General features: G+C 50.6%; 15 protein-coding genes. 3 read left to right on the plus strand and 12 right to left on the minus strand.

The window, feature by feature from the left end:
• Both KJS55_RS17185 and KJS55_RS17190 read left to right on the plus strand, forming a co-directional pair.
• On the plus strand, window positions 1–214 hold a 214-nt coding region (locus tag KJS55_RS17185; protein WP_213543945.1), incomplete at its 5' end, for a hypothetical protein.
• 262 nt (window positions 215–476) lie between these two features.
• Entirely contained in the window at window positions 477–1,436 is a 960-nt protein-coding gene (locus tag KJS55_RS17190) for a hypothetical protein (RefSeq protein ID WP_118626741.1), read from the plus strand.
• Between the two features lie 51 nt (window positions 1,437–1,487).
• Here the strand turns inward: KJS55_RS17190 and KJS55_RS17195 are convergent, their stop codons facing one another.
• The 6 genes from KJS55_RS17195 to KJS55_RS17220 form a co-directional block, all read right to left on the minus strand.
• Window positions 1,488–1,637: a hypothetical protein gene (locus KJS55_RS17195; protein ID WP_177610831.1), complete on the minus strand. Its 150-nt coding sequence runs from the start codon at window positions 1,635–1,637 to the stop codon at window positions 1,488–1,490.
• Window positions 1,638–1,653: 16 nt separating this feature from the next.
• The gene (locus tag KJS55_RS17200) at window positions 1,654–2,148 is read right to left on the minus strand and encodes a hypothetical protein (RefSeq protein WP_118626742.1); all 495 of its coding nucleotides are present in this window, start codon (window positions 2,146–2,148) and stop codon (window positions 1,654–1,656) included.
• Window positions 2,149–2,176: 28 nt separating this feature from the next.
• Window positions 2,177–2,449 carry a type II toxin-antitoxin system YafQ family toxin gene (locus tag KJS55_RS17205; protein ID WP_118626743.1) on the minus strand — a complete coding sequence of 91 codons (273 nt, stop codon included), beginning with the start codon at window positions 2,447–2,449 and terminating at the stop codon, window positions 2,177–2,179.
• Complete coding sequence (locus tag KJS55_RS17210; RefSeq protein WP_118626744.1) at window positions 2,436–2,708, minus strand: type II toxin-antitoxin system RelB/DinJ family antitoxin; 273 nt, start codon at window positions 2,706–2,708, stop codon at window positions 2,436–2,438. Before KJS55_RS17210 ends, KJS55_RS17205 begins: the two co-directional genes overlap by 14 nt.
• A gap of 233 nt (window positions 2,709–2,941) precedes the next feature.
• Window positions 2,942–4,444: a hypothetical protein gene (locus KJS55_RS17215; protein ID WP_177610833.1), complete on the minus strand. Its 1,503-nt coding sequence runs from the start codon at window positions 4,442–4,444 to the stop codon at window positions 2,942–2,944.
• 385 nt (window positions 4,445–4,829) lie between these two features.
• Window positions 4,830–6,134, minus strand: a complete 1,305-nt coding sequence (locus KJS55_RS17220; RefSeq protein ID WP_228300620.1) for a plasmid recombination protein — start codon at window positions 6,132–6,134, stop codon at window positions 4,830–4,832.
• A gap of 395 nt (window positions 6,135–6,529) precedes the next feature.
• Between KJS55_RS17220 and KJS55_RS17225 the strand changes: the two genes are divergently transcribed.
• A complete protein-coding gene (locus KJS55_RS17225; RefSeq protein WP_118626741.1) occupies window positions 6,530–7,489 on the plus strand; it encodes a hypothetical protein in 960 nt (319 codons plus the stop codon).
• A gap of 51 nt (window positions 7,490–7,540) precedes the next feature.
• On the opposite strand, the gene KJS55_RS17230 is transcribed toward KJS55_RS17225, so the two are convergent.
• The 6 genes from KJS55_RS17230 to KJS55_RS17255 form a co-directional block, all read right to left on the minus strand.
• The gene (locus KJS55_RS17230; RefSeq protein ID WP_177610831.1) at window positions 7,541–7,690 is read right to left on the minus strand and encodes a hypothetical protein; all 150 of its coding nucleotides are present in this window, start codon (window positions 7,688–7,690) and stop codon (window positions 7,541–7,543) included.
• A gap of 16 nt (window positions 7,691–7,706) precedes the next feature.
• The gene (locus tag KJS55_RS17235; protein ID WP_118626742.1) at window positions 7,707–8,201 is read right to left on the minus strand and encodes a hypothetical protein; all 495 of its coding nucleotides are present in this window, start codon (window positions 8,199–8,201) and stop codon (window positions 7,707–7,709) included.
• A 28-nt stretch (window positions 8,202–8,229) separates the two neighbouring features.
• Window positions 8,230–8,502, minus strand: a complete 273-nt coding sequence (locus KJS55_RS17240) for a type II toxin-antitoxin system YafQ family toxin (protein WP_118626743.1) — start codon at window positions 8,500–8,502, stop codon at window positions 8,230–8,232.
• Window positions 8,489–8,761, minus strand: a complete 273-nt coding sequence (locus KJS55_RS17245) for a type II toxin-antitoxin system RelB/DinJ family antitoxin (protein ID WP_118626744.1) — start codon at window positions 8,759–8,761, stop codon at window positions 8,489–8,491. Before KJS55_RS17245 ends, KJS55_RS17240 begins: the two co-directional genes overlap by 14 nt.
• A gap of 233 nt (window positions 8,762–8,994) precedes the next feature.
• Window positions 8,995–10,497, minus strand: a complete 1,503-nt coding sequence (locus KJS55_RS17250; RefSeq protein WP_177610833.1) for a hypothetical protein — start codon at window positions 10,495–10,497, stop codon at window positions 8,995–8,997.
• 386 nt (window positions 10,498–10,883) lie between these two features.
• Window positions 10,884–12,107 (minus strand): plasmid recombination protein (locus tag KJS55_RS17255; RefSeq protein WP_213543946.1); only part of this gene is annotated, 1,224 nt, incomplete at its 5' end.

The following is a 12,107-nucleotide window of genomic DNA, read 5'->3' on the forward strand; positions in this document are numbered from 1 at the left end:
GTTGTTATGCCGGATACTACCCTGTCCCATCATGCCAGAAATGGTTGTGCCGATACCGCTCACCCGTCCTTTCTTCTGCACCGTTTTCCCGTATTTTATCTTGCTCCCATTTTACCATACAGCTACCGATAAGGCAACCTCTTTGTTACTTTCTGGTGAGAAAGTAACGCAAAAGCACTTTCACACCGCCGCCCTTTATGGGCTGGCAGTATGAAAGTGCTTTTGCGCGCTTCCGCGTGGACTGCTGGAGCTGGCTGCGTCTATCGGTCGCTTGTGCTGCCGGTCATGCGCTGCCTCTGCCTCCAGCAAGGGACACTCATTATCAGGCCCGAGTCATTTTAGCAAAATTATCTTGCCATTATCATCGATTTTTAGTATAATTTGTTTAAATCCCATCCACAGAAAGAGGTGATTCCCATGGGCCGATATACTCAGTTTAAGCATACCTGCCCACCAAAGTAAAAGGAGGTCTTTACATGAAAAAATCCTTATCGATTATTCTTTCTCTCGCTATGGTCTGCACTATGTCTGCTACCGCTTTTGCAGCCGACAGTTCAACTGACTTATCTGCTATCGCAGACGCAACAATTCAAGTTACGCAAACAACCAGTGAAAGTGGAGCAATTACGAACACCTTTAATAATTTGGACGACTTTGTGAATGCTGTGCACACTGCAAATCCTGCCATTTCTGATTACGAAATTGCAACTTATATTTTGGACTACACCGGTCAAGAGTACCAAGATTTACCCGAAGAAGAAATTCTTTCTTTCCTCACCTATGATAACATCAGCACTTCATCTTCTTATGTACGAGTTGATGATGAAGGAAACACCATCGTTTCCAATTTTGACGCTATTCCTTTAGCCGATTGGACATCAGATGATGGATATATGAAAATCACTACAAATTACAGTTACATCAAAACTGTTGGCCGTGAGAAATACTATTCCGTATGGGCAAGGGGAACATGGCAAGAATATCCTGCTATTGCATTGCAAGACGCCTTTGTTTTGGGCACTTCTGGAACTTTCGATGACAGTTATAGTGAATATGGTTCTGTTTCTCAAACTTTCACCTGTACCAGCGGCTGCACACAAAAAACATACAAAAATCGAAGTGTATCAAGTTCCAACACCATCGATGAAGATTTAAGCTTTGACTATGAACGATTTATTCCTGTAATGCACTTTGTTCCAATTTCTCCAAGATGTGATTATTGCACCGGTGGTGCAAGGGACTATTACTTCAGTGCATACATTCGCTACGGCATGATTGCCGATGAAAGCGTAAATATCCAAGCTGGATACGCACACAAGACCATTGGTTTCGGCGATATTAGCGTTGGAATTGATGTAAACGGCACACCAAGTTTCTCCGCCAGCGTAGCTACCGTAGTCCCTTACGTTGCAAGAGCTGTCACCGTTACCTACTAAAATAAAAGCGTGACCTAACAAAAAAGCTGCAGAGGCTTCTCTGCAGCTTTTTTACTCGTCTTTTTTCATTCTTTTTAGAATGAAAAAACCCATAACCGTTATTGCAACAATAGCTCCCGCATCCGGCCAATTCATAACCGCTCCCATTGTTGCGCCCAAATAGCCTGCAATAAATGTTATAATAGCCGCAATAAATTCCATTGTTACACCTTCATTTCTATTTTCTAAAAATCTTACTCCAAAAACTCTTAGGTCGTTCCAGCTCTACCGAAGCAACAGCACATCCAACCTCACTAGAAAGACGCTGCTGGTGCATCGTTCCGGCATGAAGTGCCTGCGCTGCCTGCACCGTCTGCTGTGCGGCGGTCAGCGCGTCAGTGAGCCGGGTAATGGTCTTAGCCTGCTGCTCGATCTGCCGGTCTTTCACTTCAAGCTGCCCTTGTAGCGTGTCGATGGTGGCCCGTAAAACGCAAACTAAATCGCCAACTTCGTGGTTTTCGGTTTGCGTTTTAGTTTGCGATTGGTTTTCGATTTCAGTTTTCGTTTTTTCAAAAAAAGCCTGTTTTATCAACGCTTCTTGTTGTTCATCAATCGCAAACTGGTTTCCGTTTTTTCGCAAACCTGATCGCAAACCAAGGTTTGCGATTTGCTTACTTACCGCTGTCTTTGATACCCCTATCTCGTCGGCTATCTGCCGGATCGTTTTTGCCACCGTATCACCACGCTCTCCCTCTCATTTTTCAGAACAAGTCACTATGCGTTCCCGTTCTGGTCAAGCAGAGAACAAGCTCATCATTCTTGATTTCATAGATCAAAAGCCAGTCCGGAGTTATATGGCATTCCCTGCACCCGATATAATCTCCGGACAAGTTATGATCCCGATATATCTCCGGCAGCGGCTTTTGTTCCGCCAAAATACTAATTACTTCCTCCAGCAGCCGCACGTCATAGCCTCTCCGGACAATTCTCTTATAGTCCTTCTTAAAGGCCGTCTGATACTTAATCGTCAGCATTCAGATCCTCCATCAGCTCTTTTACGGAGGAAAAAGCCCTGCTCATTCCAATCCCATTCTCTACGTCCTCGATTGCTTTTCTCGTGACAGCATTCGGCACTTCGCCGCTGATCTCAAAGGGAATACGATACTCACGCACCGCCTTTTTTGCAAAAACATTGAAAGCGGTTGTCATCGTCATTCCCATATCAGCGCAAAAAGCCTCAAACTGCATCTTCAAGTCAGTATCCATGCGGATATTGATATTCGTGCTTGCCATAATTTCAGCCCCTTTCTTCCTTTAGTATTTCTATTGTATTCGATTTTATTTACATTGTCAATATCATTCCTCGGTTCCCACCTGCAATGCTGCCCTCGCCGTATTGCGGACGCATAGAAGGAGAAAAAGCCTCTTTGTCGCCCCTCTGGGCCGCTTTTCAGAGCGGGTCAGCATCTCTACCCTCAGCGCACCGCAAACGCCGTCCTGCGGGGATAAAGGCCCCCAAATAGCCCCTAATCTCCGTCCTTTTTCAAAGCCTCCACCAGCAAATCGCTCAGTGCCTGGGACGGCCGGACTCTGGCGACCATGTGACCATCCTCCTGCCACACCGCAGGCGGCTCACTGTCCCACCATTTGTAGACCGTTGGCTTGCTCAGACCAGTATCTCGGATACAGTCCGCCTTGCGCCCTTCCGGGTGCTGCTGCCGCCACCTATAGACCTCCCATTCCGCATTATGCCTGCCGTTTCCATCTCTCCAATCCTTTTTTCCCTTTTGCCGAACCCCAATATCCCTAATGGCCCTTGCAATCTCCAAATGGTCTTTTTGCTTGCGCCAATTCCGCTTATTGACCGGCATAGTCAGACCAGATATCTTTGCAATATCATCCCTCGGAAAAGTCACATAGTCCTCATTGAACATCTCCAGAGCACACACCACATCGTCCTTCGTAAAGCGGTTGATGTCCTCCACGCTCATATCGTCGTATGGCTTAATCAGCGCGAAAGCGTCATGGCGCAGCTCTTCTTCGTCTATGCCGCACTTTTTGGCATAGATGGCAAGCGTCATAATCCCGTAGAACCGATGGCCCACACGGATCTCGTCGGCGATCCGATGCAGCCACCAGTCATAGAGATCCCGCTTCACCGTCCAGCGCCCCCGACGTTCCTTCTTCACCACCCGGCGCTCATACCAGTCTGGGTACTTCTCTTTTGCCTCGGCCAGTGACAGGCGGCTCTTTCGCATGAGCGCCTGTATGCGCTGCTGCTCACCGTTGCTGTCTGGGATATAGTCAAACAGCTTCTCCAGCTCCACCGCACCGCCATACCGATAGGCCACCACGGGATATTCCTTTCCCAGCTTTGTGCCGGTTCCCACCACACGGAAGCCCTGCAAAATACCCTGCATCTGCGGCTCACGGATGGACGAGGTAAACCTGTTCCAGATCTGCCGGGTGAGAGCGTATTTCAGCTCTTTCAAAATCTTCTGATTGTGCGGGTACATAGGGATCGGCTCGGTCAGCACATAATACAGATGCAGCCCCGTCCCGCTGTTTACCACGAAGGTAGCCTTGGGAATAATGTCCTTGTTCATCTGATGCAGCGTGTCACGGAGCTGCGGCATACCCACGCCGTCCAGATCGAACACCATCGCATAGAGATACCGTGCGTTTTTCCCATTTCGCTTCCGACCGAAATACGAAATCGGGGACATGATCGTAAACTCCGTGTCCTTGATGTCCTCCAGCTCTTTCAGTTCATCTGTGATCACATGACGGTGGGCTTTGCCGTCTCCCTGGATCTCCAGCGCAACACCGTTTTTCGGTGGTACCACCAGAGCGATACCATTTCCCTTGGCATCCTCAAAGTGACCTCTGCGCTCAAACGATCCCTCAGGGAAAATCTCCCGGTAAAACTCAAACGGCTCCACCGGCTCCAGATACTTTCCGAGATGGGCGTTCTTCTCCCGGTAAAGCGCCCGCTGCCGCTCCAGCGCAGCCTGCTGATTCATCGTCATAAAATACCTCCAGTCCAGAAAAGAAAAAGAAGCAAAAAGAAAAGTCCGCTGCGGCGGGACCCGCCTGCGGGCGGGAAGGGGGGAAGGGGGAGCCAAAGAGCTTCCCCTGCGGGGCCTTAAAGAGAAAGTCACCTCCCCCTTTCCCCCTCGCTGAGGGGCATGGAAATGATGGAAAACCCGTTGGGTTTACCACATTCCCACACCCCTCAGCACACCCCCATTTCCCCTCCGACTTTCTCCCGATCCAGAGAGAAAATTTTCTTTCGTCTTTTTGAGCCAGAGGCTCTTAGGGGGGCATATATTATCAATATATTTTTTTTACCTTTTCACCTGTCATTATAGCCTGTCCGAAAGGCGTTTGCAAGGGCCTTCGGACAGGCTATTTTCACAGGCTCATGTCACCCCAGGAATGGCCTTTCTCTCGCTGCTGTTCCTGCCGGTAGGACTGATGCTCCGGCAGCAGATCCCGCGCCTTATCGACGAGGTCAAGAAGCTGCTTCGGCAGGTGCCGCTCCAGCATATCCAGCACCCGGTCGATGCCCTCCAGCAGCCGGTCGGAAAAGCTCCGTTCTTCCTCCAGCGCCTCTTTCAGTTCCATGTTCTCATACCGGAGTCGTTCAAGCTGGTTCTGTTTTGCCGCAGCTTCCATCCGATCCATGATAGACGGAACCTTTTTTTGCAGCTCGGCCTTGTCTTTTCTCAGCGCAGCATTTTCCTTTTTCAGCTCCACATTTTCCTGCTTCGACGCTGCGCCGCTCATGGCCGCAGCCTTGAGTTCCCTGATCTGCTCCACCGTAACGCCCTTGACAGCTCCTGTGAGCGTTTTTTCCGGTCGGATAGCATCAAAGTCCACCCGCACCCGTTCTGCGGCCTTCAGCGCCGCAGAAGCGCCGGAGAGCGACTTGATTTCCCGCTTCAGCTCCGTCCTCTGCTCCTGCAGGTCTGTCAGCTCCTGCGTGGATGCCACCGTCTGCTCTTGCACGGCCTCGGCCTCCTGTATCGCCGCCCGGTACTCCGGCAAGTCCATGTGCCGCCGGTTGCTGCCAAGAGAAATGATTTCAAATTCGTGCTGCTGGGCGATCTCTGTCAGCATGTCCTTCTCCCGATCCATCCAAGCCTTCCATTCGGTCTGTTTCCGGCCAAGCCCGGTAAATCCCTGCTGCTTGAGCGCCTGCTTCATGGACACCCTCGTAGACAGGCCCCGCGTCTGCTCCGTTGCCACCGGGATATAGTCTACATGAAGGTGCGGCGTGGCCTCGTCCATATGCAGCACCATGTTGAACACCCGGAGATGGGGGTTGCGCTCCTGAAAGGTTTTTGCGAACTCCGTCAGCGCCTCGGCTGCCCGCCGGCCACCCTCCGAGCCGCAGCCGCAGTCGCTGAGATTTCCGATCTGGAAGATGGCCTCATGGAACAGCTTCTCTTGCTTACTCTGCCGGATATGCTCGTAATAGTCCGGGATCTTATCTCTGGTCTTTTTCTTCCCGGCGTTGTAGATCTCCAGCGCCGCGTCAAACAGCTCGTGATAGACCTGCTTCAGATCCTCGTTGACAAAGACGATGTTCTGCCCCGACCGGTCGCGGTCTACATTGGCCGCTGTAAACTCCCGGTTGTTATGCCGGATACTACCCTGTCCCATCATGCCAGAAATGGTTGTGCCGATACCGCTCACCCGTCCTTTCTTCTGCACCGTTTTCCCGTATTTTATCTTGCTCCCATTTTACCATACAGCTACCGATAAGGCAACCTCTTTGTTACTTTCTGGTGAGAAAGTAACGCAAAAGCACTTTCACACCGCCGCCCTTTATGGGCTGGCAGTATGAAAGTGCTTTTGCGCGCTTCCGCGTGGACTGCTGGAGCTGGCTGCGTCTATCGGTCGCTTGTGCTGCCGGTCATGCGCTGCCTCTGCCTCCAGCAAGGGACACTCATTATCAGGCCCGAGTCATTTTAGCAAAATTATCTTGCCATTATCATCGATTTTTAGTATAATTTGTTTAAATCCCATCCACAGAAAGAGGTGATTCCCATGGGCCGATATACTCAGTTTAAGCATACCTGCCCACCAAAGTAAAAGGAGGTCTTTACATGAAAAAATCCTTATCGATTATTCTTTCTCTCGCTATGGTCTGCACTATGTCTGCTACCGCTTTTGCAGCCGACAGTTCAACTGACTTATCTGCTATCGCAGACGCAACAATTCAAGTTACGCAAACAACCAGTGAAAGTGGAGCAATTACGAACACCTTTAATAATTTGGACGACTTTGTGAATGCTGTGCACACTGCAAATCCTGCCATTTCTGATTACGAAATTGCAACTTATATTTTGGACTACACCGGTCAAGAGTACCAAGATTTACCCGAAGAAGAAATTCTTTCTTTCCTCACCTATGATAACATCAGCACTTCATCTTCTTATGTACGAGTTGATGATGAAGGAAACACCATCGTTTCCAATTTTGACGCTATTCCTTTAGCCGATTGGACATCAGATGATGGATATATGAAAATCACTACAAATTACAGTTACATCAAAACTGTTGGCCGTGAGAAATACTATTCCGTATGGGCAAGGGGAACATGGCAAGAATATCCTGCTATTGCATTGCAAGACGCCTTTGTTTTGGGCACTTCTGGAACTTTCGATGACAGTTATAGTGAATATGGTTCTGTTTCTCAAACTTTCACCTGTACCAGCGGCTGCACACAAAAAACATACAAAAATCGAAGTGTATCAAGTTCCAACACCATCGATGAAGATTTAAGCTTTGACTATGAACGATTTATTCCTGTAATGCACTTTGTTCCAATTTCTCCAAGATGTGATTATTGCACCGGTGGTGCAAGGGACTATTACTTCAGTGCATACATTCGCTACGGCATGATTGCCGATGAAAGCGTAAATATCCAAGCTGGATACGCACACAAGACCATTGGTTTCGGCGATATTAGCGTTGGAATTGATGTAAACGGCACACCAAGTTTCTCCGCCAGCGTAGCTACCGTAGTCCCTTACGTTGCAAGAGCTGTCACCGTTACCTACTAAAATAAAAGCGTGACCTAACAAAAAAGCTGCAGAGGCTTCTCTGCAGCTTTTTTACTCGTCTTTTTTCATTCTTTTTAGAATGAAAAAACCCATAACCGTTATTGCAACAATAGCTCCCGCATCCGGCCAATTCATAACCGCTCCCATTGTTGCGCCCAAATAGCCTGCAATAAATGTTATAATAGCCGCAATAAATTCCATTGTTACACCTTCATTTCTATTTTCTAAAAATCTTACTCCAAAAACTCTTAGGTCGTTCCAGCTCTACCGAAGCAACAGCACATCCAACCTCACTAGAAAGACGCTGCTGGTGCATCGTTCCGGCATGAAGTGCCTGCGCTGCCTGCACCGTCTGCTGTGCGGCGGTCAGCGCGTCAGTGAGCCGGGTAATGGTCTTAGCCTGCTGCTCGATCTGCCGGTCTTTCACTTCAAGCTGCCCTTGTAGCGTGTCGATGGTGGCCCGTAAAACGCAAACTAAATCGCCAACTTCGTGGTTTTCGGTTTGCGTTTTAGTTTGCGATTGGTTTTCGATTTCAGTTTTCGTTTTTTCAAAAAAAGCCTGTTTTATCAACGCTTCTTGTTGTTCATCAATCGCAAACTGGTTTCCGTTTTTTCGCAAACCTGATCGCAAACCAAGGTTTGCGATTTGCTTACTTACCGCTGTCTTTGATACCCCTATCTCGTCGGCTATCTGCCGGATCGTTTTTGCCACCGTATCACCACGCTCTCCCTCTCATTTTTCAGAACAAGTCACTATGCGTTCCCGTTCTGGTCAAGCAGAGAACAAGCTCATCATTCTTGATTTCATAGATCAAAAGCCAGTCCGGAGTTATATGGCATTCCCTGCACCCGATATAATCTCCGGACAAGTTATGATCCCGATATATCTCCGGCAGCGGCTTTTGTTCCGCCAAAATACTAATTACTTCCTCCAGCAGCCGCACGTCATAGCCTCTCCGGACAATTCTCTTATAGTCCTTCTTAAAGGCCGTCTGATACTTAATCGTCAGCATTCAGATCCTCCATCAGCTCTTTTACGGAGGAAAAAGCCCTGCTCATTCCAATCCCATTCTCTACGTCCTCGATTGCTTTTCTCGTGACAGCATTCGGCACTTCGCCGCTGATCTCAAAGGGAATACGATACTCACGCACCGCCTTTTTTGCAAAAACATTGAAAGCGGTTGTCATCGTCATTCCCATATCAGCGCAAAAAGCCTCAAACTGCATCTTCAAGTCAGTATCCATGCGGATATTGATATTCGTGCTTGCCATAATTTCAGCCCCTTTCTTCCTTTAGTATTTCTATTGTATTCGATTTTATTTACATTGTCAATATCATTCCTCGGTTCCCACCTGCAATGCTGCCCTCGCCGTATTGCGGACGCATAGAAGGAGAAAAAGCCTCTTTGTCGCCCCTCTGGGCCGCTTTTCAGAGCGGGTCAGCATCTCTACCCTCAGCGCACCGCAAACGCCGTCCTGCGGGGATAAAGGCCCCCAAATAGCCCCTAATCTCCGTCCTTTTTCAAAGCCTCCACCAGCAAATCGCTCAGTGCCTGGGACGGCCGGACTCTGGCGACCATGTGACCATCCTCCTGCCACACCGCAGGCGGCTCACTGTCCCACCATTTGTAGACCGTTGGCTTGCTCAGACCAGTATCTCGGATACAGTCCGCCTTGCGCCCTTCCGGGTGCTGCTGCCGCCACCTATAGACCTCCCATTCCGCATTATGCCTGCCGTTTCCATCTCTCCAATCCTTTTTTCCCTTTTGCCGAACCCCAATATCCCTAATGGCCCTTGCAATCTCCAAATGGTCTTTTTGCTTGCGCCAATTCCGCTTATTGACCGGCATAGTCAGACCAGATATCTTTGCAATATCATCCCTCGGAAAAGTCACATAGTCCTCATTGAACATCTCCAGAGCACACACCACATCGTCCTTCGTAAAGCGGTTGATGTCCTCCACGCTCATATCGTCGTATGGCTTAATCAGCGCGAAAGCGTCATGGCGCAGCTCTTCTTCGTCTATGCCGCACTTTTTGGCATAGATGGCAAGCGTCATAATCCCGTAGAACCGATGGCCCACACGGATCTCGTCGGCGATCCGATGCAGCCACCAGTCATAGAGATCCCGCTTCACCGTCCAGCGCCCCCGACGTTCCTTCTTCACCACCCGGCGCTCATACCAGTCTGGGTACTTCTCTTTTGCCTCGGCCAGTGACAGGCGGCTCTTTCGCATGAGCGCCTGTATGCGCTGCTGCTCACCGTTGCTGTCTGGGATATAGTCAAACAGCTTCTCCAGCTCCACCGCACCGCCATACCGATAGGCCACCACGGGATATTCCTTTCCCAGCTTTGTGCCGGTTCCCACCACACGGAAGCCCTGCAAAATACCCTGCATCTGCGGCTCACGGATGGACGAGGTAAACCTGTTCCAGATCTGCCGGGTGAGAGCGTATTTCAGCTCTTTCAAAATCTTCTGATTGTGCGGGTACATAGGGATCGGCTCGGTCAGCACATAATACAGATGCAGCCCCGTCCCGCTGTTTACCACGAAGGTAGCCTTGGGAATAATGTCCTTGTTCATCTGATGCAGCGTGTCACGGAGCTGCGGCATACCCACGCCGTCCAGATCGAACACCATCGCATAGAGATACCGTGCGTTTTTCCCATTTCGCTTCCGACCGAAATACGAAATCGGGGACATGATCGTAAACTCCGTGTCCTTGATGTCCTCCAGCTCTTTCAGTTCATCTGTGATCACATGACGGTGGGCTTTGCCGTCTCCCTGGATCTCCAGCGCAACACCGTTTTTCGGTGGTACCACCAGAGCGATACCATTTCCCTTGGCATCCTCAAAGTGACCTCTGCGCTCAAACGATCCCTCAGGGAAAATCTCCCGGTAAAACTCAAACGGCTCCACCGGCTCCAGATACTTTCCGAGATGGGCGTTCTTCTCCCGGTAAAGCGCCCGCTGCCGCTCCAGCGCAGCCTGCTGATTCATCGTCATAAAATACCTCCAGTCCAGAAAAGAAAAAAGAAGCAAAAGAAAAGTCCGCTGCGGCGGGACCCGCCTGCGGGCGGGAAGGGGGGAAGGGGGAGCCAAAGAGCTTCCCCTGCGGGGCCTTAAAGAGAAAGTCACCTCCCCCTTTCCCCCTCGCTGAGGGGCATGGAAATGATGGAAAACCCGTTGGGTTTACCACATTCCCACACCCCTCAGCACACCCCCATTTCCCCTCCGACTTTCTCCCGATCCAGAGAGAAAATTTTCTTTCGTCTTTTTGAGCCAGAGGCTCTTAGGGGGGCATATATTATCAATATATTTTTTTTTACCTTTTCACCTGTCATTATAGCCTGTCCGAAAGGCGTTTGCAAGGGCCTTCGGACAGGCTATTTTCACAGGCTCATGTCACCCCAGGAATGGCCTTTCTCTCGCTGCTGTTCCTGCCGGTAGGACTGATGCTCCGGCAGCAGATCCCGCGCCTTATCGACGAGGTCAAGAAGCTGCTTCGGCAGGTGCCGCTCCAGCATATCCAGCACCCGGTCGATGCCCTCCAGCAGCCGGTCGGAAAAGCTCCGTTCTTCCTCCAGCGCCTCTTTCAGTTCCATGTTCTCATACCGGAGTCGTTCAAGCTGGTTCTGTTTTGCCGCAGCTTCCATCCGATCCATGATAGACGGAACCTTTTTTTGCAGCTCGGCCTTGTCTTTTCTCAGCGCAGCATTTTCCTTTTTCAGCTCCACATTTTCCTGCTTCGACGCTGCGCCGCTCATGGCCGCAGCCTTGAGTTCCCTGATCTGCTCCACCGTAACGCCCTTGACAGCTCCTGTGAGCGTTTTTTCCGGTCGGATAGCATCAAAGTCCACCCGCACCCGTTCTGCGGCCTTCAGCGCCGCAGAAGCGCCGGAGAGCGACTTGATTTCCCGCTTCAGCTCCGTCCTCTGCTCCTGCAGGTCTGTCAGCTCCTGCGTGGATGCCACCGTCTGCTCTTGCACGGCCTCGGCCTCCTGTATCGCCGCCCGGTACTCCGGCAAGTCCATGTGCCGCCGGTTGCTGCCAAGAGAAATGATTTCAAATTCGTGCTGCTGGGCGATCTCTGTCAGCATGTCCTTCTCCCGATCCATCCAAGCCTTCCATTCGGTCTGTTTCCGGCCAAGCCCGGTAAATCCCTGCTGCTTGAGCGCCTGCTTCATGGACACCCTCGTAGACAGGCCCCGCGTCTGCTCCGTTGCCACCGGGATATAGTCTACATGAAGGTGCGGCGTGGCCTCGTCCATATGCAGCACCATGTTGAACACCCGGAGATGGGGGTTGCGCTCCTGAAAGGTTTTTGCGAACTCCGTCAGCGCCTCGGCTGCCCGCCGGCCACCCTCCGAGCCGCAGCCGCAGTCGCTGAGATTTCCGATCTGGAAGATGGCCTCATGGAACAGCTTCTCTTGCTTACTCTGCCGGATATGCTCGTAATAGTCCGGGATCTTATCTCTGGTCTTTTTCTTCCCGGCGTTGTAGATCTCCAGCGCCGCGTCAAACAGCTCGTGATAGACCTGCTTCAGATCCTCGTTGACAAAGACGATGTTCTGCCCCGACCGGTCGCGGTCTACATTGGCCGCTGTAAACTCCCG

Source organism: Pusillibacter faecalis (genome assembly GCF_018408705.1).
Taxonomy (GTDB): domain Bacteria; phylum Bacillota; class Clostridia; order Oscillospirales; family Oscillospiraceae; genus Oscillibacter; species Oscillibacter faecalis.

What these genes read in the sequence shown, in the direction of transcription:
- KJS55_RS17205 (WP_118626743.1), bottom strand. Translation starts at nt 2,449, where the DNA reads ATGCTGACGATTAAGTATCAGACGGCCTTTAAGAAGGACTATAAGAGA.
- KJS55_RS17240 (WP_118626743.1), bottom strand. Translation starts at nt 8,502, where the DNA reads ATGCTGACGATTAAGTATCAGACGGCCTTTAAGAAGGACTATAAGAGA.
- KJS55_RS17195 (WP_177610831.1), bottom strand. Translation starts at nt 1,637, where the DNA reads ATGGAATTTATTGCGGCTATTATAACATTTATTGCAGGCTATTTGGGC.
- KJS55_RS17225 (WP_118626741.1), top strand. Translation starts at nt 6,530, where the DNA reads ATGAAAAAATCCTTATCGATTATTCTTTCTCTCGCTATGGTCTGCACT.
- KJS55_RS17190 (WP_118626741.1), top strand. Translation starts at nt 477, where the DNA reads ATGAAAAAATCCTTATCGATTATTCTTTCTCTCGCTATGGTCTGCACT.
- KJS55_RS17245 (WP_118626744.1), bottom strand. Translation starts at nt 8,761, where the DNA reads ATGGCAAGCACGAATATCAATATCCGCATGGATACTGACTTGAAGATG.
- KJS55_RS17215 (WP_177610833.1), bottom strand. Translation starts at nt 4,444, where the DNA reads ATGACGATGAATCAGCAGGCTGCGCTGGAGCGGCAGCGGGCGCTTTAC.
- KJS55_RS17210 (WP_118626744.1), bottom strand. Translation starts at nt 2,708, where the DNA reads ATGGCAAGCACGAATATCAATATCCGCATGGATACTGACTTGAAGATG.
- KJS55_RS17230 (WP_177610831.1), bottom strand. Translation starts at nt 7,690, where the DNA reads ATGGAATTTATTGCGGCTATTATAACATTTATTGCAGGCTATTTGGGC.
- KJS55_RS17250 (WP_177610833.1), bottom strand. Translation starts at nt 10,497, where the DNA reads ATGACGATGAATCAGCAGGCTGCGCTGGAGCGGCAGCGGGCGCTTTAC.